Origin of the sequence: Drancourtella sp. An57 (assembly GCF_002161525.1) — a bacterium.
Lineage (GTDB): Bacteria > Bacillota > Clostridia > Lachnospirales > Lachnospiraceae > Sellimonas > Sellimonas catena.
The window spans coordinates 17,228-42,602 of the sequence record NZ_NFHY01000012.1; the positions used below are offsets into that span (position 1 = coordinate 17,228).

General features: G+C 46.1%; 21 protein-coding genes. 20 read left to right on the forward strand and 1 reads right to left on the reverse strand.

The window, feature by feature from the left end:
* The first annotated feature begins 10 nt into the window (after nucleotides 1–10).
* The 10 genes from gcvH (at nucleotide 11) to tuf (ending at nucleotide 10,726) form a co-directional block, all read left to right on the forward strand.
* Nucleotides 11–391 carry a glycine cleavage system protein GcvH gene (gene gcvH / locus B5G11_RS10905; protein WP_087167035.1) on the forward strand — a complete coding sequence of 127 codons (381 nt, stop codon included), beginning with the start codon at nucleotides 11–13 and terminating at the stop codon, nucleotides 389–391.
* Between the two features lie 20 nt (nucleotides 392–411).
* Nucleotides 412–1,731 carry an aminomethyl-transferring glycine dehydrogenase subunit GcvPA gene (gcvPA, locus tag B5G11_RS10910; RefSeq protein WP_087253549.1) on the forward strand — a complete coding sequence of 440 codons (1,320 nt, stop codon included), beginning with the start codon at nucleotides 412–414 and terminating at the stop codon, nucleotides 1,729–1,731.
* Nucleotides 1,725–3,155, forward strand: coding sequence for an aminomethyl-transferring glycine dehydrogenase subunit GcvPB (gene gcvPB / locus B5G11_RS10915; RefSeq protein WP_087253555.1), 1,431 nt, complete (start codon nucleotides 1,725–1,727; stop codon nucleotides 3,153–3,155). Before gcvPA ends, gcvPB begins: the two co-directional genes overlap by 7 nt.
* Before the next feature lie 14 nt (nucleotides 3,156–3,169).
* Complete coding sequence (locus B5G11_RS10920; protein ID WP_343215505.1) at nucleotides 3,170–4,165, forward strand: lipoate--protein ligase; 996 nt, start codon at nucleotides 3,170–3,172, stop codon at nucleotides 4,163–4,165.
* Entirely contained in the window at nucleotides 4,166–5,587 is a 1,422-nt protein-coding gene (lpdA, locus tag B5G11_RS10925) for a dihydrolipoyl dehydrogenase (RefSeq protein WP_087253561.1), read from the forward strand.
* Nucleotides 5,588–5,683: 96 nt separating this feature from the next.
* Nucleotides 5,684–6,049: a GNAT family N-acetyltransferase gene (locus B5G11_RS10930; RefSeq protein WP_087253565.1), complete on the forward strand. Its 366-nt coding sequence runs from the start codon at nucleotides 5,684–5,686 to the stop codon at nucleotides 6,047–6,049.
* A gap of 131 nt (nucleotides 6,050–6,180) precedes the next feature.
* Nucleotides 6,181–6,603, forward strand: a complete 423-nt coding sequence (gene rpsL / locus B5G11_RS10935) for a 30S ribosomal protein S12 (RefSeq protein ID WP_087167041.1) — start codon at nucleotides 6,181–6,183, stop codon at nucleotides 6,601–6,603.
* A gap of 157 nt (nucleotides 6,604–6,760) precedes the next feature.
* Nucleotides 6,761–7,231 (forward strand): 30S ribosomal protein S7, encoded by a 471-nt coding sequence (gene rpsG, locus B5G11_RS10940; protein WP_207651994.1) that lies wholly within the window; start codon nucleotides 6,761–6,763, stop codon nucleotides 7,229–7,231.
* A 74-nt stretch (nucleotides 7,232–7,305) separates the two neighbouring features.
* Entirely contained in the window at nucleotides 7,306–9,423 is a 2,118-nt protein-coding gene (fusA, locus tag B5G11_RS10945; RefSeq protein WP_087167043.1) for an elongation factor G, read from the forward strand.
* Between the two features lie 109 nt (nucleotides 9,424–9,532).
* The gene (gene tuf / locus B5G11_RS10950) at nucleotides 9,533–10,726 is read left to right on the forward strand and encodes an elongation factor Tu (RefSeq protein ID WP_087253568.1); all 1,194 of its coding nucleotides are present in this window, start codon (nucleotides 9,533–9,535) and stop codon (nucleotides 10,724–10,726) included.
* Nucleotides 10,727–10,796: 70 nt separating this feature from the next.
* Here the strand turns inward: tuf and B5G11_RS10955 are convergent, their stop codons facing one another.
* Entirely contained in the window at nucleotides 10,797–11,390 is a 594-nt protein-coding gene (locus tag B5G11_RS10955) for a TetR/AcrR family transcriptional regulator C-terminal domain-containing protein (protein WP_087253571.1), read from the reverse strand.
* Nucleotides 11,391–11,571: 181 nt separating this feature from the next.
* Here B5G11_RS10955 and B5G11_RS10960 point away from each other — a divergent pair, with 181 nt between their 5' ends.
* The 10 genes from B5G11_RS10960 to B5G11_RS10995 all read left to right on the forward strand — a co-directional run bounded on the left by B5G11_RS10960 (nucleotide 11,572) and on the right by B5G11_RS10995 (nucleotide 24,948).
* Nucleotides 11,572–13,968 (forward strand): YhgE/Pip domain-containing protein, encoded by a 2,397-nt coding sequence (locus B5G11_RS10960; RefSeq protein ID WP_158099263.1) that lies wholly within the window; start codon nucleotides 11,572–11,574, stop codon nucleotides 13,966–13,968.
* Nucleotides 13,941–14,123: a hypothetical protein gene (locus B5G11_RS16345; protein WP_158099264.1), complete on the forward strand. Its 183-nt coding sequence runs from the start codon at nucleotides 13,941–13,943 to the stop codon at nucleotides 14,121–14,123. Before B5G11_RS10960 ends, B5G11_RS16345 begins: the two co-directional genes overlap by 28 nt.
* 217 nt (nucleotides 14,124–14,340) lie before the next feature.
* Nucleotides 14,341–15,204 (forward strand): MFS transporter, encoded by an 864-nt coding sequence (locus tag B5G11_RS10965; protein WP_087253576.1) that lies wholly within the window; start codon nucleotides 14,341–14,343, stop codon nucleotides 15,202–15,204.
* Nucleotides 15,205–15,314: 110 nt separating this feature from the next.
* Nucleotides 15,315–15,881 (forward strand): toll/interleukin-1 receptor domain-containing protein, encoded by a 567-nt coding sequence (locus B5G11_RS10970; protein WP_087253579.1) that lies wholly within the window; start codon nucleotides 15,315–15,317, stop codon nucleotides 15,879–15,881.
* A gap of 284 nt (nucleotides 15,882–16,165) precedes the next feature.
* Nucleotides 16,166–16,663 carry a phosphotransferase gene (locus tag B5G11_RS10975; protein ID WP_087253582.1) on the forward strand — a complete coding sequence of 166 codons (498 nt, stop codon included), beginning with the start codon at nucleotides 16,166–16,168 and terminating at the stop codon, nucleotides 16,661–16,663.
* On the forward strand, nucleotides 16,636–16,794 hold the full coding sequence (locus tag B5G11_RS16350; RefSeq protein ID WP_158099265.1) for a hypothetical protein: 159 nt from the start codon (nucleotides 16,636–16,638) through the stop codon (nucleotides 16,792–16,794). The genes B5G11_RS10975 and B5G11_RS16350 overlap by 28 nt, the downstream gene beginning before the upstream one ends.
* A gap of 89 nt (nucleotides 16,795–16,883) precedes the next feature.
* The gene (locus tag B5G11_RS10980) at nucleotides 16,884–18,368 is read left to right on the forward strand and encodes a TIGR02677 family protein (RefSeq protein ID WP_087253585.1); all 1,485 of its coding nucleotides are present in this window, start codon (nucleotides 16,884–16,886) and stop codon (nucleotides 18,366–18,368) included.
* Nucleotides 18,368–19,516: a TIGR02678 family protein gene (locus tag B5G11_RS10985; RefSeq protein WP_087167048.1), complete on the forward strand. Its 1,149-nt coding sequence runs from the start codon at nucleotides 18,368–18,370 to the stop codon at nucleotides 19,514–19,516. Before B5G11_RS10980 ends, B5G11_RS10985 begins: the two co-directional genes overlap by 1 nt.
* Nucleotides 19,506–23,597, forward strand: a complete 4,092-nt coding sequence (locus tag B5G11_RS10990; RefSeq protein WP_242959039.1) for a TIGR02680 family protein — start codon at nucleotides 19,506–19,508, stop codon at nucleotides 23,595–23,597. The genes B5G11_RS10985 and B5G11_RS10990 overlap by 11 nt, the downstream gene beginning before the upstream one ends.
* Nucleotides 23,560–24,948, forward strand: coding sequence for a TIGR02679 domain-containing protein (locus B5G11_RS10995; protein ID WP_087253590.1), 1,389 nt, complete (start codon nucleotides 23,560–23,562; stop codon nucleotides 24,946–24,948). Before B5G11_RS10990 ends, B5G11_RS10995 begins: the two co-directional genes overlap by 38 nt.
* Nucleotides 24,949–25,375: the final 427 nt, after the last annotated feature.

Here is a 25,375-nt window from a genome sequence, read left to right on the forward strand (position 1 = left end):
AGAAACGGATATGGAAATCAGAGAAGAATTAAAGTATGTAAAATCACATGAGTGGGTAAAAGAGGAAGACGGAGTTGCAGTGATCGGGCTGACGGACTACGCCCAGTCAGAGCTTGGAGATCTGGTGTTTGTCAATCTTCCGGAAGAGGGGGATGAGGTGACGGTAGGAGAGGCATTTGGCGATGTGGAATCCGTCAAAGCGGTATCTGATGTGTACTCTCCGGTATCCGGTGTGGTATGTGAAATCAACGAAAGACTGCTGGATGAGCCGGAATATATCAATGAGGCTCCGTATGATGCGTGGTTTATCAAAGTGAAAGACATCACAGAAAAAGAAGAGCTGCTCTCAGGAGCGGAGTATGAGGCGTTTGTAGAGAGCGAGAAAGAATAACAGAGAGGCGGTGAGTTCGGATGGGCGGCTATGTACCGAATACAGAGAAAGAAAGACAGGAAATGCTGCAGGCGGCCGGATATTCTGACATGAATGAGCTCTTTGCGGACATTCCAGATGAAGTCAGACTGAAAGGGGAGCTTGAGATCCCGGCAGGCATGCCGGAACTGTATGTCAGAAGAGAAATGGAGAAAATGGCCGGAAAGAACAGGATCTTTCCTACCATTTTCCGGGGTGCCGGAGTGTACCGGCACTATATCCCGGCAGCTGTCACAAGCATCACATCCAAGGAAAATTTTGCGACGGCCTATACCCCGTATCAGGCGGAAATCAGCCAGGGAATTCTGCAGTCCATCTTTGAATATCAGACAATGATCTGTGATCTGACCGGGATGGATGCGTCCAATGCGTCAGTCTATGACGGCGCTTCTGCAGCCGCAGAAGGAGTTTCCATGTGCCGGGAACGAAAACGGCAGAAAGTCCTGATTTCACAGACGTCCTCCCCGTATGTGATCCGGACGGTGCAGACCTACTGCCACGGAAATGGAATGCAGGTGGAGCTGATTCCGGAAAAGGACGGGCGTACGGACAAAGAGATTCTCAGAGAACAAATTGATGCACAAACGGCGTGTGTTTACATACAGCATCCCAATTATTACGGAAATCTGGAGGATGCAGAAGAAATTGGACAGATTGCCCATGAAGGCGGGGCAAAATATGTGATGGGAGTCAATCCGGTTTCTCTTGGCATTTTAAAAACACCGGCTGAATACGGAGCGGATGTGGCGGTCGGAGAAGGACAGCCGATGGGGCTTCCACTGGCATTTGGAGGACCGTACCTTGGTTTTATGGCATGTACGGACAAGATGATGCGGAAGCTGCCTGGCAGAATTGTCGGACAGACAAAAGACAAAAACGGAAAGACCGGTTATGTGCTGACACTTCAGGCAAGAGAACAGCATATCCGGAGAGAGAAAGCGTCCAGCAATATCTGTTCCAACCAGGCGCTCTGTGCACTGGCGGTGACGGTATACCTGGCGTCCATGGGACCGGACGGACTGAAAGAGGCGGCGGTGCAGTGTGTCTCCAAGGCACACTATCTGGCAGGAGAGCTGGAGAAAATCGGATACCGCACGAAAAATCAGGGGAATTTTTTCCATGAATTTGTGACGGAATCCAAGGTGCCGGCAGGGGAGACCTTGAAGGCTTTGGAGGAACATGGAATTCTGGGAGGATATCCGCTGGATGAGCACCGGATTCTCTGGTGCTGTACGGAGATGAATACAAAAGAAGAAATGGATGAGGTCATCCGGATTCTGAAGGAGGTGCAGGGATGTTAATTTTTGAAAAAAGCAGACCGGGACGCAGATGCAGCATGCTTCCTGCGTGCGATGTGGAAGAGACCAGGCTTCCGCAGGAAGACCAGAGACAGAAAGCCCTCCATCTTCCGGAAATCGCAGAGGGGGATCTGAGCAGACATTACAGTGAACTGGCGAGAAAGTCCCACGGAGTCAACGATGGATTTTATCCGCTTGGTTCCTGTACGATGAAATATAACCCGAAGATCAACGAGGCGGCAGCGGCACTTCCGGGATTTACCGGGATTCACCCGCTTCAGCCGGAACATACCGTACAGGGATGCCTGGAAGTACTTCATAAGGCGGAGAAATATCTCTGCGCCATTACCGGTATGGACCGGATGGTATTCCAGCCGGCGGCAGGAGCCCACGGCGAGTTTACGGGACTTCTCCTGATCCGGGCCTACCACGAAAGCAGGGGAGATACCAGGAGAACGAAGATTCTGGTGCCGGATTCCGCACACGGAACCAACCCGGCCAGCGCGGTGATGGCAGGCTATAAAGTGGTCAGTGTTCCGTCAGACGCGGATGGCTGCGTGGACCTGGAAAAGCTGAAAGAAGCGGCGGACGAAGAGACCGCAGGAATCATGCTGACGAATCCGAATACTCTTGGAATTTTTGAAAAACACATCCTGGAGATTACGGAAATCATCCATGAATGCGGCGGACTCTGCTACTATGACGGGGCGAATCTGAACGCGGTAATGGGAACGGTCCGTCCGGGAGACATGGGATTTGATGTTGTCCATCTGAATCTTCACAAAACTTTTTCCACCCCGCATGGAGGCGGAGGGCCGGGAAGCGGACCGGTAGGATGTAAAGAACTGCTCGCAGAGTTCCTTCCTTCCGTTCTTGTGGAAAAAGACGAGCATTATTATATGAAGAAACCGGAACACAGCATCGGGGAAATGAAAAGCTTTTACGGCAACTTCCTCGTCGTGGTGCGGGCCCTTTCCTACCTGATGACACTTGGAAAAGAAGGCATCCCGGAAGCAGGCAGGAATGCAGTATTAAACGCCAATTATATGATGAACGGGTTAAAGGATATCTTCCCGGCGGCATACGGAAAGAGCTGCATGCATGAGTTTGTCATCAGCCTTGCCGATCTGAAAAAGAAGACGGGTATTTCCGCCATGGATATCGCCAAAGGACTGCTTGACAATGGCATTCATCCGCCGACCATGTATTTTCCGCTGATTGTCGACGAGGCATTGATGATCGAACCGACAGAGACAGAATCACGCGAAACGCTGGATGAAGCGCTGGAGGTCTTCCATAATCTGTATCGTCAGGCACTGGAATATCCGGATCAACTGCATCGTGCCCCGGTTACCACACCGGTTACACGGCTGGATGAAGTGGAGGCAGCCAGACATCCGGTGCTGCGCTGGCATTTTGATGAATAGGGTGAAGCGACATGTTGGAAACACTTACATATATAGAAAGTCATGGAACCGATCCGTACAGAAATCTTGCGCTGGAGGAGTTTCTTCTCTTTGGATGTAAGGAGAAGGAGTGCATTCTCTACCTCTGGCAGAACGAAAAGACCGTGGTGATCGGGAAAAACCAGAACGCATGGAAAGAATGCAGAACAGAACAGCTGGAGAGGGACGGAGGCCATCTGGCAAGACGGCTTTCCGGAGGAGGAGCGGTATATCATGATCTGGGAAATTTGAATTTTACCTTTCTGGTTTCCGGAGAATATTATGATGTCAAACGGCAGCTTTCGGTCATTGCCGGGGCGCTGGAACATCTGGGACTGCACATTGAGGCGTCCGGCCGGAATGATCTTTTGATTGACGGGAAGAAATTTTCCGGGAACGCATTTTACCGCCATGGAGACCACTGCTATCACCATGGAACGATCATGCTGGATGTGGACAAGGAAAAACTGGGAAGCTATCTGACCGTCTCCAGGGAGAAACTGAAATCCAAAGGAGTGGATTCAGTACGGTCCAGAGTGGCGAATCTGAGAACGTATCTTCCGGATCTGACCATTGATGATCTGAAGTACGCTCTCCGCCAGGCCTTTGGAGAGGTGTATGGCCTTCCGGTACAGGAACGGAAGCTGGATGACCGGGAGAAAAAGGAAATAGAAAGCAGGGCGGAATATTTCAGATCCTGGGAATGGCTCTATGGAAGAAAGATCCCTTTTCAGCATGAAATCACGAGGAAATTCCCATGGGGCGAGGTGACCATCCGGTTTCAGGTGGAAAACGGGAAGATCAAGGATGCGGCAGTCTATTCGGATGCCCTCAAAACCGGGGTGATTGAAGCTCTTCCGAACTATCTGAACGGAGTACGGTTTTCCAGCAGAAGCATCTGTATCGAACTGGGTCTGTACTGGTCAGAAGATCCGGAAGAAGAGAAGATGCTGAAAGATCTGATAGAATGGATGAAAGAAGAGGAATGGTAGATGGAAGGACAATTTGATCTGATTGTAATCGGCGCAGGGCCGGGCGGCTATGTGGCTGCCATCAAAGCCGCGAAACTGGGGCTTCGCACGGCGGTTGTCGAGAACAGGGATATCGGAGGTACCTGCCTGAACCGGGGCTGTATTCCGGCAAAGGCCATGATTCATGCATCCTCTCTGTACAGGGAGATGCAGCACTGCGCGGAATTTGGAATCTGCGCCTCTGATGTCACCTGTGATTACGGGAAAATCCTGGCATATAAGGAAGAGACGACACAGCAGCTTGTTCAGGGAATTGAACAGCTTTTAAAGGCAAATGGCGTGACGGTGGTGAAAGGGACCGGCACCCTGCTTCCTGAAAATGGAGAAGAGAAGGAAGTCCTTGTCTCATCGGGGGATGGAGAACAGAGATACAAGGCATCGAACGTGCTTCTGGCGTCCGGATCAAAACCGCTTAAGATTCCGATTCCGGGAATAGAGCTGCCTGGAGTCATCACGAGTGATGAGCTGTTCCGGATGGAAGAACCGCCGCAGAGCATGGTGATTATCGGAGGCGGTGTCATCAGTGTGGAATTTGCCACTGTCTATGCGGCCCTGGGAAGCCGGGCGACGATTCTGGAGGCGATGCCGAGAATCGTTCCGAATATGGACAAAGAAATTTCCCAGAATCTGAAGATGATCCTGAAAAAGAGAGGAATCGAGATCCATACATCCGCGTCGGTACAGGCAGTGGAACAGGATGGAGACGAATACCGGTGCCGGTATGTGGAAAAGGAAAAAGAGCAGGAGGCAAAAGGAGACTGTGTGCTCTGTGCGGTGGGCAGATGTGCCAATATGGACGGCCTTTTTGCGGAGGGCGCGGCGCCTGAGATGGAGCGCGGGCGCATCACTGTGGATGCGGATTTTCAGACAAGCATTCCGCATGTATATGCCATCGGTGACCTGATCGGCGGAGCCCAGCTGGCTCATGCAGCGAGTGCCCAGGGCATTGCCGTGGCGGAACATCTGGCAGGCCGGGAGCGGTCGGTGGATCTGAGAATTGTTCCGGGGTGCGTCTACACAGATCCGGAAATAGCATCGGCCGGAATAACAGAAGAGGAAGCAAAGGAAAAAGGGATTCAGGTGGAAACCGGCAAATTCATTATGAGTGCCAACGGGAAGTCGCTGATCACAAAAGAAGAGCGTGGATTTATCAAAGTGGTGGCGGATAAGGAGACAAAGACCATACTGGGAGCACAGATGATGTGTGCGCGGGCAACGGACATGATTGGAGAATTCGTGACGGCCATAACCAATCGGATGACAATATCTCAGCTCTTAAAGGGAATGAGAGCCCATCCTACCTATAATGAAGGAATCGGAGAGGCACTGGAAGAACTGGAAGGCGGGGCTGTCCATGTCGTTCCGAAGAAAAAGCGATCATAAGAAAAGCAATCTGGCAGGGTGTATAAAGCACCCTGTCTTTTTGTTGCCATAAGATAAAAATCAGATATGATAGAAGAAAAAAAGGAGGGAACAATCATGTCAGAAATTATTTACAGAGATGCCAAAGTGGAGGATGCCGAAAAGATTGTGGCATTCTACAATTATGTAGGAGGAGAGACAAGCTATTTAAGCTTTGAGAAGGATGAATATCCGATGACTGTAAGCGAGCAGGAGGATGAAATCCGTTCTCTGGAAGGCAATCAGACAAACCGGATGCTGATCGACTGGTGCAAAGGAAACGGCGTTACCACCAGAATCAGTCTGGATACAAGAGCGGACAATATTCCGGCCGTTGCTCTTTACATGAAATTCGGTTTTGAGATCGAAGGATGCCGGAAAAACTCCACACTTCTGAACGGCGTTTACTATGACCTTTACATCATGGGAATGATGATAAATTAATGTAAAAAGCCTTGACTTTTCCTTTTAGACGTAATACAATGATTAAGCGCGTGTGGAAATACGTGATATTTTTGTGCGCAAATCAGAAATTTTCAAGCAAACCTATTAATTATTCGTAGGAGGTGAAAGGAATGCCAACATTCAACCAGTTAGTAAAAAAAGGACGTGAGGTTTCTGTAAAGAAATCTACAGCTCCGGCGCTTCAGAAAGGATACAACTCTCTGAGAAAAAGAGCTATCAATGCATCTGCTCCGCAGAAGAGAGGTGTATGTACAGCAGTTAAGACAGCTACACCTAAGAAGCCTAACTCAGCTCTTAGAAAAATTGCCAGAGTTCGTCTGTCTAACGGAATCGAAGTAACAAGCTACATCCCGGGAGAAGGACACAACCTTCAGGAACACAGCGTTGTTCTGATCCGTGGAGGCCGTGTTAAGGACCTGCCAGGTACAAGATACCACATCGTCCGCGGAACACTTGATACAGCAGGTGTTGCAAAGAGACGTCAGGCACGTTCAAAATATGGTGCTAAGAGACCGAAAGACGCAAAGAAATAAGTAAAAGTTTAAAGTAACAAAATCGTTATCGTATCACAGGACTATGAAATTAGTAGGTTGCGGATTGACATATACTGATATGTCCCTGCCGCACGAACGCAAACTGTGAAGCGAGTACTGATGATTTAATCCAATTATGATTAAGGAGGGAAGGACCGTGCCACGTAAAGGACATACTCAGAAAAGAGACGTATTAGCGGATCCATTATACAATAACAAAGTTGTTACAAAGCTTATCAACAACATCATGCTGGATGGTAAGAAAGGTGTAGCACAGAAGATTGTATATGGCGCATTTGAAAGAGTTGCCGAGAAAGCTGACAAACCGGCGATCGAAGTATTCGAAGAGGCAATGAACAACATCATGCCTGTACTGGAAGTAAAGGCAAGACGTATCGGAGGTGCAACATATCAGGTACCGATCGAAGTACGTGCTGACAGAAGACAGGCGTTAGCTCTTCGCTGGCTGACAACATTCTCCCGTAACAGAGGAGAAAAGACAATGGAAGAAAGATTGGCCAACGAAATTCTGGATGCTGCAAACAACACAGGAGCATCTGTGAAGAGAAAAGAAGATATGCACAAGATGGCAGAAGCAAACAAAGCGTTTGCTCACTACCGTTTCTAAGGATTCTCCCTGGAGACGGTTCTGCCGGATATGGCAGGAAACAGTCGATCTTATTAGTTTAGGAGGAAAAAGTCTTGGCTGGAAGAGAATATCCATTAGAGAGAACAAGAAACATCGGTATCATGGCTCACATCGATGCTGGTAAGACTACGCTGACAGAGCGTATTCTCTACTATACCGGTGTAAACTACAAGATCGGTGATACACATGAAGGTACTGCTACCATGGACTGGATGGAGCAGGAGCAGGAAAGAGGTATCACGATCACTTCAGCTGCTACAACATGTCACTGGACACTGGAAGAAAAGACGAAACCGAAGCCGGGCGCTCTTGAGCACCGTATCAACATCATCGATACTCCGGGACACGTTGACTTCACAGTAGAAGTAGAGCGTTCCCTGCGTGTACTTGACGGTGCTGTAGGTGTGTTCTGTGCCAAAGGTGGTGTAGAGCCTCAGTCAGAAAACGTATGGCGTCAGGCTGACACTTACAACGTACCTCGTATGGCTTTCATCAACAAGATGGACATTCTGGGTGCAGATTTCTACAATGCAGTTGAACAGATCAAAACAAGATTAGGTAAAAACGCAATCTGTCTTCAGCTTCCAATCGGAAAAGAAGACGAATTCAAAGGTATCATCGACCTGATGGAAATGCAGGCATACATCTACAATGATGAAAAAGGTGATGACATCACTGTATGCGACATTCCGGAAGAAATGAAAGATGATGCGGAATTATATCGTACAGAGCTCGTTGAAAAGATCTGTGAACTTGACGACGACCTGATGATGGAATATCTGGAAGGTGAAGAACCGGCAGTAGAAGATCTGAAGAGAGTACTGAGAAAAGCGACATGCGAATGTACAGCTGTTCCGGTATGCTGTGGATCTGCTTACAGAAACAAAGGTGTTCAGAAACTTCTGGATGCAATCCTTGAGTATATGCCGGCTCCGACAGATATCCCGGCTATCAAGGGTGTTGATGAAGACGGAAACGAAGTAGAGAGACATTCTTCTGACGAAGAGCCGTTCTCCGCTCTCGTATTCAAGATCATGACAGACCCGTTCGTAGGTAAGCTTGCTTACTTCCGTGTATATTCAGGAACAATGAACTCCGGTTCTTATGTCCTGAACGCGACAAAGAATAAAAAAGAACGTGTTGGACGTATCCTTCAGATGCATGCCAACAAGAGAGCAGAACTTGACAAAGTTTACTCTGGAGATATCGCTGCAGCGATCGGATTCAAATTCTCCACAACAGGAGATACAATCTGTGACGATCAGCACCCGGTAATCCTTGAATCCATGGAATTCCCGGAACCGGTTATCGAGCTTGCTATCGAGCCGAAGACAAAAGCTTCTCAGGGCAAACTTGGTGAATCTCTTGCAAAACTTGCAGAAGAAGACCCGACATTCCGTGCTCATACAGACCATGAGACAGGACAGACCATCATCGCCGGTATGGGTGAGCTCCATCTTGAAATCATCGTAGACAGACTTCTCCGTGAATTCAAGGTAGAGGCTAATGTAGGTGCACCTCAGGTTGCTTACAAAGAAACTTTCACCAAACCGGTTGATGTAGACAGCAAGTACGCTAAACAGTCCGGTGGACGTGGACAGTACGGACATTGTAAAGTTAAATTCGAGCCAATGGATGTCAACGGTGAAGAAACATATAAATTCGAATCCACTGTTGTCGGCGGTGCTATTCCGAAGGAATATATTCCGGCAGTAGGTGAAGGTATCGAAGAAGCTATGAAATCCGGTATCCTTGGAGGATTCCCGGTTGTTGGTATCCACGCAAATGTATACGATGGATCCTACCATGAAGTCGACTCTTCCGAAATGGCATTCCATATCGCTGGTTCCCTTGCATTCAAGGATGCGATGGCAAAATCAGCTCCGGTACTTCTTGAACCTATCATGAAAGTAGAAGTAACAATGCCGGAAGAATATATGGGTGATGTTATCGGTGACATCAACTCCCGTCGTGGACGTATCGAAGGAATGGATGACCTGGGCGGCGGAAAGATTGTACGTGCATATGTACCGCTTTCTGAAATGTTCGGATACTCTACAGATCTTCGTTCCAGAACACAGGGACGTGGTAACTACTCTATGTTCTTTGAGAAATATGAGCAGGTACCGAAGAATGTACAGGAAAAGGTATTATCCAATAAAAAAGCTTAAAAAGGCTTGAAAATTCAGCAGTTTTGAAATATAATCAGATATAGCTGAGTAAACTTTTAAATTAAAAAAATTGCCCTGCTTGAGGGTAGAATTAAGGAGGATTATTCAAATGGCAAAGGCTAAATTTGAAAGAACAAAACCACATTGTAATATTGGTACAATCGGACACGTTGACCATGGTAAAACTACTTTAACAGCTGCTATCACAAAAACTCTTGCAGAAAGAGTTGCTGGTAACGCTGCAGTAGATTTCGAAAATATCGATAAAGCACCAGAAGAAAGAGAACGTGGTATCACAATCTCCACAGCTCACGTAGAGTACGAAACAGAGAAACGTCACTACGCACACGTTGACTGCCCGGGTCATGCTGACTACGTTAAGAACATGATCACAGGAGCAGCTCAGATGGACGGAGCTATCCTTGTAGTAGCTGCTACAGATGGTGTTATGGCTCAGACAAGAGAGCACATCCTTCTGTCCCGTCAGGTAGGTGTACCTTACATCGTTGTATTCATGAACAAATGTGATATGGTAGACGACGAAGAACTTCTTGAATTAGTAGAAATGGAAATCCGTGAACTCCTTGACGAGTATGAATTCCCGGGAGATGACACTCCGATCATCAGAGGATCTGCTCTGAAAGCTCTGGAAGATCCGAGCGGAGAATGGGGAGACAAGATCATGGAACTTATGGATGCTGTTGACAGCTACATTCCGGATCCGGAACGTGACACAGACAAACCGTTCCTTATGCCGGTCGAAGACGTATTCTCTATCACAGGACGTGGTACAGTTGCTACAGGTAGAGTAGAACGTGGTACACTTCACGTATCTGATGAAGTAGAAATCGTTGGTATCCATGAAGAAACACGTAAAGTTGTTGTAACAGGTGTTGAAATGTTCCGTAAACTTCTTGATGAAGCTCAGGCTGGTGACAACATCGGTGCTCTGCTTCGTGGTGTTCAGAGAACAGAAATCGAAAGAGGACAGGTTCTTTGTAAACCAGGTTCTGTAACATGCCACCACAAATTTACAGCTCAGGTTTACGTTCTGACAAAAGATGAAGGTGGACGTCATACTCCATTCTTCAACAACTACCGTCCACAGTTCTACTTCAGAACAACAGACGTAACAGGTGTTTGCGAACTTCCGGAAGGAACAGAAATGTGCATGCCTGGAGATAACGTAGAAATGACAGTTGAACTGATCCATCCAGTAGCTATGGAGCAGGGACTTCGTTTCGCTATCCGTGAAGGTGGACGTACAGTAGGATCTGGACGTGTTGCTACAATCATCGAGTAATCGAATATAGCGAAGATTTAAGGGATTGCCGAACGGCAATCCCTTTTTAAGCTTTATCTTTTCGTAAATATCAGGAATGTCTTACGGAAAAGTCCGGATAGAAACCTCTCAGTGTATTCATAATGAGTTTAAATGTAAGTTCAGCCATATGCTGGGGGCTTGCGGAGGATTCTTCTGACAGCCAGGTCTTGACCAGACCGATGCAGCCGGAAAGACAAAAGGCATAATAATATGTCAGATCATCCATCTTCCCCGGAAATGTTTTTTTCAGAGCATTCAGACTGTGTTCGGAAAGAATATTCTCAATCCGGTGCAGGAAAGAGATGTCTCCGTTAGGTCCCAGGAGGGCGGCACAAATATCACGGTTTTCCGCAAGGATAGAGAAAATGTCTTCGATGAACGGGAAGCTGTCCTCATTGAAAGGGCTGACCGGATGGGTATGGATCAGATCTTCAATCTCCCCGGTCAGTTCATTTTCAATCTTTTCCATCATGTCATAGATATCCGTATAGTGTAAATAGAAGGTGGAGCGGTTAATGTCCACTTTTTCTACGAGTTCTTTAATGGTGATCTCCTTTAAGCTTTTTTCTTTCAGAAGTTCGGCCAGCCCCTGACGGAGCTGGGCTCTTGTCTTGCGAATCCGCCGGTCCATAGTTTTTGGCATGAAATAAATCCTCCTCTTAAAATAATAGACATTATGTCGTTTGCTTATCCATTAACAGACAGAGAGCCGTCACATTAATGGTTGTATCTCTTTTCTGATTTTACTATAATTCATGGTGATAGAAAAATCAACACAATATCTATTAATGGAATTAATGTTGCAAAAAGAGAGGAGAAAAAAGATGTTGAGGCAGGAATGGCACAGTCTGTTCAAAAATAAGATTTTACTGATTGTTACAGTCGCGGTCATCGCGATCCCGACAATCTATACGACACTTTTCCTTGGATCTATGTGGGATCCATACGGAAATCTTGATAAGCTTCCGGTGGCTGTCATCAATCATGACGTTCCGGTGACTTATGCAGATCAGAAGCTGGATATTGGCGGCACATTGATGGACGAACTGAAAGACAACGATTCTCTTGACTTTCAGTTCCCGTCAGACAAAGAAGCGCAGAAAGGACTTAAGGATGGTACATACTATATGGTTATTACCATACCGGAAGAGTTTTCAGCTCATGCCGCATCGCTGACGGATGCGAACCCGGAAAAGATGACGTTGTCCTATGAAACGAATCCGGGAACAAATTATATCGCATCCAAGATGAGCGAGACGGCGATGAAAGAACTGGAAAGTTCAGTACGGGAAGAGGTTACCAGGACGTATACAGAAGTCCTGTTTGATAAACTTGCGGAAGTGGGGGACGGAATGCAGGAGGCAGCTGACGGTTCTGGTGAATTGAAAGACGGGGCGGATCAGTTGGCCGACGGAAATCGGACGATTACTGACAATCTGCAGATTCTTTCCAAGAGCGCTCTGGTATTCGCGGATGGAAGTCAGGAATTAGAAGTAGGGCTTGAGCAGTATACAGATGGAGTCAGTGCGGCGGCAGCAGGAGCAGAAGAATTGCAAAACGGTGTAAATGCGCTGGACAGCGGCGTAAATGATGCACAGAAAGGCGGCTCCGATCTGGCAGCCGGTGCGGCGGATGTGGATGATAATATGACTGCTCTCAACGCCGGACTGTCCGAACTGAATGTGGCCGCATCTGCCCTTCCGGATGCGGCAGATGCGCTGAATGACGGAGCAGCTTCTTTAAATGACGGAGCAAAACAGCTTTCAGGCGGGATTACAGCTCTGTCTGAAGGAGCGGCCAACTTGAAGGATGGAGCGGATTCTCTTAGCTCCGGTCTGCAGTCTGCTGCTTCCAGTTCCCGGTCGTTGCGTAATGGGGCGGCCGGGATCAGCCAGGCGCTGGCGGCACTTGCCGGAGCAGAAGGCGTACCGGAAGAACTGAGGACACAGATTGCAGCAGTACAGCAACAGGCAGAAATATTGTCTGCAGGTGTTTCCGATTATACATACGGTGTTGATGAAGCGGCAGCAGGAAGCACACAGCTTGCATCGAAGATCCCGGAACTTCAGAATGGTATTTCCACTGTGCAGAATGGTGCGGATTCCCTGAAAAACGGGATCGGACAGCTTCAGTCCGGGACGTCCGCACTGGCAGAGCAGGCTCCGGTACTGGTGAGAGGAATTTCCGCTGCTGCTTCAGGAGCAGATCAGCTTCAGAAGCAGGGAACATCAGCGCTCCGGAAAGGAGCTGCGGAACTGAACAGTGGCCTTGGGGCGTTGGCACAGGGAAGTACGAAGCTGAAAGACGGAACGGATACACTTGTTTCCGGAGCCGGAAAGCTTACTTTGAACAGTAAAGCACTGACGGAGGGGGCGGCAAAGTTGACAGACGGAGCCGGCCAGATCAGCAAAGGAGCGGAACAACTTTCTGACGGCAGTCGCGAACTGGGCGATGGGATCGATCAGGTTTCGGAGGGTGCGGATACGTTGTCAAAAGAACTGGGAAGCGGTGCGGAGAAGATCCGGGAAACGAATACGTCAGATGAGGCGACGGATATGTTTGCCGCACCGGTAGATACAGAAGAGACACAGATCACGGAGGTTGCCAACAACGGCCATGCAATGGCGCCGTATATGATGTCTGTAGGGCTGTGGGTCGGCTGCATTGCGTTCAGCCTGATGTATCCGCTGACCAGTTATGGAGGAAAAATGAAATCCGGCTTCCGCTGGTGGATCAGCAAGGCATCTGTGCTCTATCTGACAGCAGTTCTACAGGCGGTAGTTATGATTGGTGCACTCCATATATTTGATGGTTTTACTCCTGTGGAAATTGGAAAGACCGTTCTGGTAGCGTGTGGAGCATCGCTTGCATTTATGTCGGTGATGTACTTCTTTACCAGTCTGCTGGGCCGTGTAGGAAGTTTCCTGATGCTGATATTCATGGTGATCCAGCTGGCCGGTTCTGCAGGTACGTACCCTTATGAACTGTCCGGATCATTTGTGCCGTATCTTCATGACTGGGTGCCGTTTACCTATACGGTGCAGGCGTTCCGCAGTACCATAAGCGGCGGCGAGAGTATCCGAGGATGTCTCATTTTCCTGCTGATTTTGTTCCTTGTATTTACAGGACTTACGATTCTGGAGTTCACTGTGAGATCCCGGAAAATGCGGGAAGGCAAAAATACATGGATGGTGTGGCTGGAAGAGCATGGACTGGCATGATGGATGAGGTGCCATTGCATAAAGATTCTAAATTATTTAGACCGTATTCAGGTATAAAAAGCACCGGAATACGGTCTTTTTTTGATTCGGTATTTGTAAAAAAAGAAGAAGGACTGTATAATGAGAATATAATTTACGAATGGGGGAAGTTATGAAACCACAAAGCATAACAGAGAGACCGGGCACTGGGAAGATGGAACTGATTCGTAAATGGATGGGAAAATAACAGATTGAAAGAGTAGAAAGAGGGAGCAACAATGAGATTATGCATTGCATTATCTCCATGCAAAGTCTTGTAAGATCACATTGCATGGAGTAAGATGATCAGTCAGAGACTTTGCCGGGAAGAAAGAAAAAAAGGAGCAAAGTCTTATGAAAACATATAAAACAACATTACACGAAATGAAACCATTTCTCATGCTGTGGGGGACACAGGCATTCTCCGCACTGGGAAGTGCGATGACCAGTTATGCACTTGTAATCTGGTCCTATACACAGAAACAATCGGCTCTGATGACATCATTATTAATGGTCTGCTCTTATGCGCCATATGTCATCTTCAGCATTTTTGCCGGGGCGTTGAGCGACCGCTGGAATAAGAAGGCGACAATGTTAGTCTGCGATACGGTCGCGGCGGTATCCACCGTGGTAATGCTGGTTCTCATGAAACAGCAGACGCTGCAGGTAGGACATCTTTATCTGATCAATATTGTCAACGGACTGATGAATACGGTACAGCAGCCGGCATCCGAGGTGGCCGTGACGAGAATTCTGCCGCCAAAGTATTATCAGAAAGTCGGAGGCATGCGGTATCTGGCCAATGCTTTGAATTCGATTCTTACGCCGATTATAGCAACGGCTGTACTGGGAATCGCAGGAATGGATGCGGTGATTGCATTTGACCTGTTTACATTTGGAGCGGCATTTATGACATTGGCGTTTGGAATTCAAATTCCAGAAGAGACGGAAGAAGCGCCGGGGAACGAATCGTTGCTTATATCTGCAGGGAAAGGAATCGCATATCTCAGAACAGAAAAAGGAATCTTTGGACTGATTCTGTTTCTTGCGGCAATTAATCTGGTGGCATCCATCTATGATGCGGCCCTTCCGGCAATGATGCTCTCCAGAAAAGGCGGAAGCCAAACTGCGATGGGACTGGTGAATGCCGTGATCGGTGCCGCTACACTTCTGGGAAGTATTCTGGCATCGGTACTGCCAAAGCCGAAAAGCCGCTGAAGCAGGATGCTCTCATTGGACGCATTACTAATATCCAAGTGCAGCAAACAAATATACGTCTTGATTATTCATTAACAGAGGAGAGAATATGCTATGACGATTTATCACAATTGACAAACTTATTGGATATGGGAACATGGGAATGGAACCGAACACATTGGACAATAAAAAAAACAAATTTAGAAGACCTGAAACCATATTTTTCATCAAAGAAAAAGAATAATCCAACAGTATTTATATCCTATAGTTGGAATCCACCAGAGAATCAAAAAAATGTTTTTTCTTTAATAGAAAAATTGGAAAAAGATAGTATTCATGTAATTTATGATAAAAAGGATCTTCATCCTGGTCAGGATATGAATTATTTCATGGAACAGGCTTTGTCGTTACGCGAAGTTGACGCTGTTATAATCGTATGCAATAGTGATTATGCTCAAAAAGCAAATTCAAGATCAGGCGGTGTAGGATATGAATCAGGCTTGATATTAAATCAAATCAGAAATGAACCATTGCAGGATAGATATATTCCTGTTGCAAGTGAACGAACTGATAAAGGAGAATTACCATTGCCCGATTTTTTAAAATCGAGAAATTGCATAGATTTGACTGCCGAAAATGGATATGATTGTTTAAAAAAAGCAATTTATGATGTGGCAGGCAGGGATGATAAATTGTAATCATTGTGGTTACCATTTGATGGATAAAGTAAATTGGATATTTTGGAAAGTCAGAAGATATATAAAGGCTTTATGTAATTTAGGAATTATAAAGAAGATGTACGCTACTAAAAGTAGTGTTTATAAGAAGATCTGAATTATTCGCTCTTAAAGGATGAGCGAATAGTAATTTACGAGCATAGTCTTGAGTTGATTAACGGTATGAGTTTTAGGAATAAACATAGAAGATACTTGCAAAACTTCTTTGATTTTAATATTTACAGATATTTGAGTGGAGACCAGCTATGAAAAGTCAGTTGAACACAAATTTACTTGGCATAGGTGAAGCGCTTGAGGAACCTGTAGAAATTACAGGCGGACTTCTTCATAAAATGTACAGGGTATGCACAGCGGAAGGTGTATTTGCGGTAAAAGTTTTGAACAGTGAGATTATGAAACGGCCAGGTGTGCTTGAAAATACAATCCGTTCGGAAAAGATTGCCGTATTTTTCAGCAAAAAGATTCCGGCAGTGACAGCGTTGGAAGTGAATGGTGAAAAAGTCTGCACCATAGACGGTAAATTTTATATGGTATTTCCGTGGGTGGAGGGAAATTCTGTATTTCCGCCTGAAATTCAGGAAAGGCATTGTGCGAAAATTGGTGAGATACTTGGGATCATGCATAAGCTTGCAGAGAATGCATGGCAAATAAAGGATACAGAAGAAATGATGCCAATGTATAAATGGGAGAGGTATCTGCCGGAGGATGTTCTGGAATGCTTGGATGGCTTGCATACAATATAAAACGTGCACTTGGGATTGAAGTAGCAGATGACGACGAAATTCTCCTTGGAAAGCAAGAAGTAGAAAAAGCAATCCGGGAGCTGAACGAATATCAGGAGAAAATCAGGCTGATTCAGAAATGGATGGAATAGCGCTGTGTAGGATATTTTTTCTTTTCCTTGTGAATCTGTAGATGACAGTTTATAATAATTCCAGAGTCTGTTTTAGGAGGACGCTGGAAATGTACGTGACAGATAAACTTACGAAGCCGTTAACAGAAGTAAAATATTTAAATGCGGATAATGTGGACCGGTATCGGTGCATTATGCGTATTTTTTTTGATAATTATGAAAAGTTAAAATATTGGATGTATCAGGAGGAAGTTTATGACGAATTAAAACAGGATCCATATTTTGCTGATTATAAGATGGAGCAGTGTCAGCAGGATTTAAATGCGTTGACTGCCTGGAAAAATCTGACTGCGGATCAGGATACGCGGAAAGTCACATCGTTGGAGGAGTTCAGTAACCGCAGGTTCCGGTATCAGATGTCAGAATACAGTGTGGAGATTGAGAGACTGGTTCTCAGACTGGAAAATTTGTTTATTGAGGGAGCATCATTGGAACCGACGCTTTTGGAACGGATCCGGATCAATGTAGGGAGATTTCCGCAGATGGTATCGGAACCATTAGATGCAGTTTACACGTGGTGGACAGATCTCAATAATGATTTCATCCGGCTGAATCAGAATTACCAGGATTATATCCGGGACCTGAACAGCGTAAGAGCGGAAGAGATGATGAGGACACGGGCATTTCTTGGATTCAAAGACCGTTTGATTGAATATCTGAGGAATTTTATCAAAGGACTGCAGAGAAATGTGGGAATCATTGAGGAAGAAATCCGGGGACTGCCGGAAGAAACGAAAGAGACTGTCTTGAATAAGGTAGTACAGTATTCGATGTCAATACCAAGAATAGATGTGGAAATGTCAGAGACGTTGATTGCTGATAATATTTACGGCAGATTTCAAAGTATCTATGACTGGTTTGTTCCGGAGAATGGCCAGGAGAATGAGGCGGGAAAACTGTTTGATGCTACGAACGAAATTATTCGAAAGATCACCCGGTACGCGGCACAGATCAGTGAGAGGAATGCTCTTGGAGCAAACCGCAAGGAAGAATATAAAAAGGCGGCGTCTATCTTTATGGCCTGTGAGGACGTGCAGCAGGCGCATAAGATGGCGGCAATGATTTTCGGATTGGAGAAACCATTCCATTTGAATGTAAAAAAAGAACGTGAGACAGACAGTATGAATACGACCGTGTATGAGGAAGCTCCGGAGGAGTTCGTATTAAAACCGAGGATCCGGACATATCGGGAAAAGAGTATAAGAAGCGGTCTTCGTGACCATGGAACAGAAAAAGCCAGGGTGCGTGAGCAGATGTTAAAGCAGATCAAAGAAGACAGGGAAAAGGCAGGAGAGCTGATTCAGAATGGAAGAATTGATTTTTCCACACTTCCGGTAATTGAACCAAGAGTCAGAGAGATCCTTTTAAGATGGCTGTCCGATGCGATGGAAGATGCAGAATATTCTGCACGGACCGATGATGGCAGACGGTTTGTACTTGATATGAAATATGCGCAGGAGAAGTGTGGGGTTCACTGTGAAGATGGAAATTTTACGATGCCAAAAATCAGTATTGTATTTCAAGAGGATGAGTAATGAGAGAAGAACTTGAGATTTTAATGAATCGAAGATGGGTATTAAAGGCGGAAGAGAAAGAACTGTATTACAGGCTGAGGGATGCGGCAGGTGAAATACGGAAGTTTGCAACAGAAAAAATGGGCTGCCAGATCATTGCCAATTCGCTGCTGATCAAAATGGAGAAGATTCCGGCAGTGCCGGAGGAATGGATGGGAATCCGGGAGTTTACATCCAGAGAGGAATATGCCTTTCTTTGTGTACTGTTGATGTTTCTGGAGGATAAAGATACAGAATATCAGTTTACGATTTCTATGCTGACGGATTATATTTCCGCTAATATGCCGGCAGAAAAGGTGGATTGGACACTCTACACGCACAGGCGGAGGCTGGTGAAGGTGATGCGTTATGCAAAGACGCAGGGGATTATTCAGGTAACAGACGGGAATGATGAAAATTTTATGGAAGATCAAAATGGGCAGGTCCTTTATGAAAATACAGGAGCGTCCAGGTATTTTATGAAAAATTTCTCTACAGATATTATGTCTTATTCTGAACCGGAGGATTTTTTGGAAAGCGAGTGGTTTGGCGTGGATGAAGACCGGGGAATTGCCAGGAGACACCGTGTCTATAAGCGTCTTTTGTTTTCACCCGGAATGTACAGAAGCGAGGGAACAGCGGAGGATTTCGAATATCTGAAATATTATGGAAGACGTCTGGCAGAAGATTTGAATGAACATCTGGACTGTGATCTGCATATTCACAGAGGCAGCGCTTATGCCCTTCCGCAGGAAGGAAGCAGGCTTGGAATACAATTTCCGGGAAATAATGCAGTATCAGACATGATTCTGCTTGTGTGCCGGGAAGTAAGGCGGAAAGTTGAAGAAGGAATCTGGAAAGCAGAGACAGATGAGATGATCCTGGTAGATCAGATGGAATTTGAGAGACTTCTAAAAGAAGTGAAGAGAACGTATGGAAATGGATTTACCAAGCAGTTTCGGGAAATGCAGGAAGGAGAATATGTAGAAACCATGATGGAAGAAATGCGGATCTGGAGTTTTATCCGGGTAATGGAGAAGGATCACATGGTTGGCATCTATCCGGCAGCAGGAAAAATACAGGGAAGATACCCGGCAGATTACGCAGGAGGAGATAGAGATGAACAGTAGATGGCAGGCGAACAAGATCGGTTTGATCAATTTCTGGTACTATGATGAGCAGGAGTTTTCTTTTGCGAAAGGGAGAATGCTTCTCAGGGGTTCCAATGGTTCGGGGAAGTCAGTAACAATGCAGAGTGTGATTCCTCTTCTGCTGGACGGCAATATGAATCCGGAACGGTTGGATCCTTTCGGATCGAGAGACCGGAAAATGAGCAGCTATCTTCTGGAAGAGGGAGATGAGAGAGAAGAGAGGACAGGATATCTCTATCTGGAGTTTAAACGATGTGACAGCGAGAACTATCTGACGATCGGGATGGGGATTCGTGCCAGAAAAGGAAAGCCGTTGGATAAATGGTATTTTGCCATCACAGACGGAAGAAGAATCGGAAAGGATTTCTGGCTTTATAAAGAACTGGATGAGAAGATCACTCTTTCCAAAAGAGAACTGGAAAACCGGATTGGAGATGGGGGCCGGGTTATAGAACGGCAGGCAGAGTATATGGAATATGTCAATCGTCAGATTTTTGGCTTTGAGAATGTGGAAGAATACAAAGAGATGATCGATCTCTTGATTCAGCTGCGTACACCGAAACTGTCAAAAGATTTTAAACCGTCAATTATCAATGAAATTTTGAGCGATTCCCTGCAGCCGTTGTCAGACGAGGATCTTCTGCCGATGTCGGAAGCAATTGAAAATATGGACACCATGAACATGAATCTGAAAGCGCGCCGGGAAGGGAAACAGGCTGCGGAAAAGATCAACAGGGTATTTGAGAAGTATAATCGACTGGTACTTTATGAGAAAGTCCAGAATTACTGCGAAGCAAAGAAACGGCTCAATGACACAAAAAGAGAGCAGGAAGAAGATGAGCAGCTGCTTCAGAAACATCAGGAACGGGTGCAGGAACTCATCGCTGAACAAGAAAAGCTGGATGCCGGACGGGAGACGATGGAAAAAGAAAGAGATTCTCTGAAGAAAAGTGACGCTGTCGGTTTAAAAGAACGGGAAGTGGAATTGGGAAAGAGGATTTCTGATCAGGAAATTCAGCTTCAAAAAAAGAAAGGGCAGCTTGCGGACAAGCAGGACACATATATTGAGACAGAGAAGAAAAAGAAGCAGGAAGAAGATAAGGCATTTGAAAAGAGAAGTGAGATTGGGCATCTTTTAGAAGAAATGGATGAAAATGCGGGGGACATGGCATTTGAAGAGCATACATTTTTTGCGGATGAACTTTTGCAGCATTTAGAAGAGCCGTACGGCTTTGACAGTCATCAGACACAGCTGGATATGACACAAAAGAGGATCAGTGAGGGACTGGAAATTCTCCGGATGGCTGATGGAAAAGAGCGGTATCTGGAGGGACTGCGTCTGCAGAGAGAACGCCATCAAAGAGAAGAAGATCTGGCGGCCAGGAAGGTGCAGGAGCAGGAAATTCTGCTTATTCAGGTACAGAATGAATGGAAAGAGTCTCTGTATAAATGGGCGGGCAATAATGAGGAACTGCTTATTCCTCAGGACGTGTTGAAAGCAATCTCCGGATTCGCAGAACACTATGGGGAACATTCAGATTTCGCAGAGGTTCGGACACAGACGGCAGATATCTGGATGCGAAAACGGGAAGAACTTGACCGGAAGAAGCGGGAACGGGAGATAAAAAGTCATGATCTGATAAAGGAGTACGAGGAGACAAAGGGGGAACTGTCTGACTGGCAGAACAAAAAGGAACCGGAACCTGAACGGAGTGAGGCGGTTCTGGAAAACCGCCGTGTACTTCAGGAAAAACAGATTCCATATCAGGAGTTTTATAAAGTCATTGAATTCGGACAGAATCTGAGCAAGGAAGATTGCGACCACCTGGAAGAGGCGCTGGCTTATATGGGGATTCTGGATGCGCTTGTCATCGATGAAGCTTACAAAGATCAGGTTCTGCATCTTGATACGACAGGGTGTGACAAGTATCTGTTTGTACAGAAAGGACATGTAGAGCAAAGCCTTCTTTCAGTACTGGATCTCAACGACACGGTAAACAATCTTTTCTTTAATCAAACTATCACGAATATTCTGGGGCGGATTGCCTACGGCGGGGATGCGCAGGGAAATACGGCGGTAACGAAAGAAGGAATTTATCAGATCGGCGTGCTGACGGGAACCGTGACCGGAAACTATGAAGCAGGGTTTCTCGGTACGCAGGCAAGAGAGAGAAACCGGCAGGAAAAAATCCGCCTGTGCGAGGAGCGGCTGAATGTGCTTCAGGAAGAGATAACGTCTCTGAAAGAAGAAACAGCTGTTTTGAAAAAACGGATGGAACTTCTGGAAAAAGAATACCAGGCGCTCCCGGGCGATCAGGATCTTCGCACTTCCTGGAAAATGCTGACAGATGCGGAAGAGAAAGAAAAGAAACTGAAGGAAGAGGGAAGCCGGCTGGAAGGAGAGATTGGAACAGCGGCCGCAGAGCTAAGAGAGCTGAAAACAAAGGCAGGAGAAATTGCGGATAAACTGTATCTGACATGCCGGCTTGATGTGTTCCAGAAAGCGGATACCGCTTCCAGAATGTATGAAAAAGCTTTTTACCAGCTAAAAGCCGGCCATGAGGTCTATATCCAGATGATTCGTTATGAAAAAGAGCTGGACGGGCAGCTGGAAGGACTGGACTTTGACATGGATCAGATCCGCTACGACATTGGGATTGTAGAAAGGCAGCTGAATAAAGAAAAGGCAGAATATGATTCGGTCAGGGAACAGTTGAAGCTGACGGATTATGAGAAAATCAAAGAACGGCTGGATGCCTGCGTTACATGGTTGAATGCTTATCCGAAAAAACTGGAAAAATGCGTGCAGGAAAAGGCGCAGAAAGAAGAACAAATCCGGGGAATCAAGGATCAGATAGAAAAACTGGAGGACAAAAAACGGGAATTCGAGGACAAAGAAGAGTATTTGAAGACCTGTTTTGAGGAAGAACTGTTCCTGGGATATGCGGGATTCGGGAAAGAATCGGAAGAAAAACCGGAAGAGGTCAGAAGAGTCCTCAATGCAGACTGCCAGAAAATGGATCGAAACAGTATTATTCAGGAACTGAATCAGGTTTACTTTGAAAACAGGGGTGTTTTAAATGACTATCAGCCGATGCAGACAGAGCTGTTTGGGGACAGGGAGATTAAAGAAGGGATGCCGTCTCCAAAGAGAATTGATATGTCGGCAAGATATCAGGGGGCGGTGATTCCATTTGGAAAACTTCTTGGATATCTGGAGGAAGAGATTCAGGATCTGACAGACCTGATCCGTGAAGGGGACAGGGAGCTTTTTGAAGATATTCTGGCAAATACGATCAGCCGGAAAATCCGCGGAAAAATTAACAGTTCTATTTCCTGGGTGGAAAACATGAATCAGCTCATGGGAGCGATGAATACGTCAAGTGGACTTAAACTCAGTCTTCGCTGGAGAAGCCGGACGGCGGAAACAGAGGGACAGCTGGATACGAAAGAACTGGTCGATCTTTTGAAAAAAGACTACCGGCTGATGCGGGAAGAGGAGGCAGAACGCCTTTCCATGCACTTCCGTTCAAAAGTAGAGGAAGCGCGGAAAAATGCAAGAGACAGTGGCGGAATGGTTTCGTTCTATCAGGTAATGAAGGAGACGCTGGATTACCGGAAATGGTTTGAATTCCAGCTGTTTTTCCAAAAAGGCGGCGAAAAGGTCAAAGAGCTGACGAACAGTATGTTTGGAACATTCAGCGGGGGAGAAAAGGCGATGGCAATGTATGTACCGCTGTTTTCGGCTGTGGTTGCGAAATATGAAGGCGGGCGGGCAGACGCTCCGAGGCTGATTTCTCTGGATGAAGCATTTGCGGGTGTGGATAACCGGAATATCAGAGACATGTTCCGGCTGATGGCAGAATTTCAGTTTGATTTTCTGATCAATTCTCAGGTACTCTGGGGAGACTGCGACACATTGGACGCTCTTGCGATTTATCAGCTGATCCGTCCGGAGAATGCAAAGTTTGTGACCGTGATGCCGTATCTTTGGAATGGAAAGACAAAGGAATTGATGGAAGATGAAGAGGAGATGGAACAGCGGGCAGCAGAAGCTTGAAAATGAATGCCGCACATATTTAAAAGAACAAAAAATATTTAAAAGACTGTTGGAAGGATTCTGGAAAAAGTATGAATCTTACGGTATGTTTACCGGCACAATAGAATTACGAAATCTGACAGAGCATGAACGGGAAGAGCTGGAAGGTTTTTTCGGGAAAAATTTTCACGGGAAAAAGAGTGCCTCGATTTCTGCGGCAAAATTCAGGAAAGCATGGGAGAGCAGCAGATTTGGCGAAATTTCGCCGGAGAAAGTTCTGGAAATCTATTTCGATAAAAAGCCGGAGGCAAAAAGCGAAGAAAAAAGATTATATGAACAGATGTGGAAAAGGATCCTGAAACAGGCAGGGAAAGAAGCGGAAGGAACACCTGCAGCCGGCTGGATTAAGAATCTTGAGGACGTGTTGGAAAAAGGCGTCAGTTCTGATGTTTCTGCCTGTGTGAAGGAGATATACCGCTATTTGAAAAAACGCTGTGGCGAGTCAAAAAGCAGTGAACATGAGATCCGAAAACAGGTTTCCATGGTTGTCCGGATGATCAATGCGCTCCCATACTGGAAAGGGAACGTGGAATATCAAGCTGTATTTGCGGCAAAGGTAACAGGAAATCCGCACGCATTTGACCGTGGAGAACAGGACAGTGCGCTTCTTGCACTCATTTTGAACTGGTTTGCCAGGCAGAATCAGAATGGACAAAACAACAGTAAGGAAGAGTCCTGTCAGCCGAATCATAACATCTTTCCGGCACTTCACACTCAGAAACTGTATCTTCAGGCAGGAATCTTAAAAGATGATGTATCGAATTACACTACTGTTTTTGGAATTCGTGCGTGGAAAGAGAATGGAAAACTGCATCGGGGAATATGCGGATATTTAGAAGAAGAGGAGGCCGTGCAGGTTTCGCTTGCTTCTATAGCAAAGTGGGGACGGGTGGAATGCAGGGAGCAGGAATTATTTCTTGTGGAGAATCCATCGGTATTTTCTGTCCTTTGCGGGAAATGGAAAGGAAAACGATCCTGTATGTGTATGAACGGACAGCCAAGACTCAGTTCTCTTCTTCTGCTGGATCTGCTTGCAGGGAGCGGAGTCAGGGTTTACTATGCCGGAGACTTTGACCCGGAGGGGCTTTTAATTGCACAAAAACTGAAACAGTATTACCGGGGAGATTTTATTTTCTGGCATATGACACGTCAGGATTATGAGAAGGCGATGTCGAAAGAAACGATCTCCGAAAGGAGAATAAAAATGTTGGAGAAAATTACGGAACCACGGCTGCTTCCGGCAGTGGAACGAATGAGAGAAGAAAAAAAGGCAGGCTATCAGGAAAAACTGATTGGTTTGTACACAGATTAAAGGCAATAAGGCGCCGGTGCAGAGTTTTGCTCTGTTCCGGCGTCTTATTGTCATGCGGAGTAAATGCCCTGTACGGTGATCTGCCGGAAAAACCGGGAGAGCCCAAGGGTTACGGTTTCTTCCACGCGCTGCGGGATCCTGCGGATCAGAATCTCCCCGAATTCGTGAGGGAAGCTTAAGAAATGCTCACACTTCAGGACGGCTGTTTCTTCCGAATCGACAAACCTTGCCGATATATCCAGACGGGAGCCGCCTCATGTGTGGCACATCATTGGGGTAATCAGGATATTTTTATGATTGGATTTTTTCATATGCTCAATTAACCGTTCGTCAAGATGAAATTTCATGGTGGAATCCTCCTTTGCTTTTTCTGGCATTATTATCTCAGATTTAAATGGAGAGTTCCGTGATGAAGTCACAGAAAGGG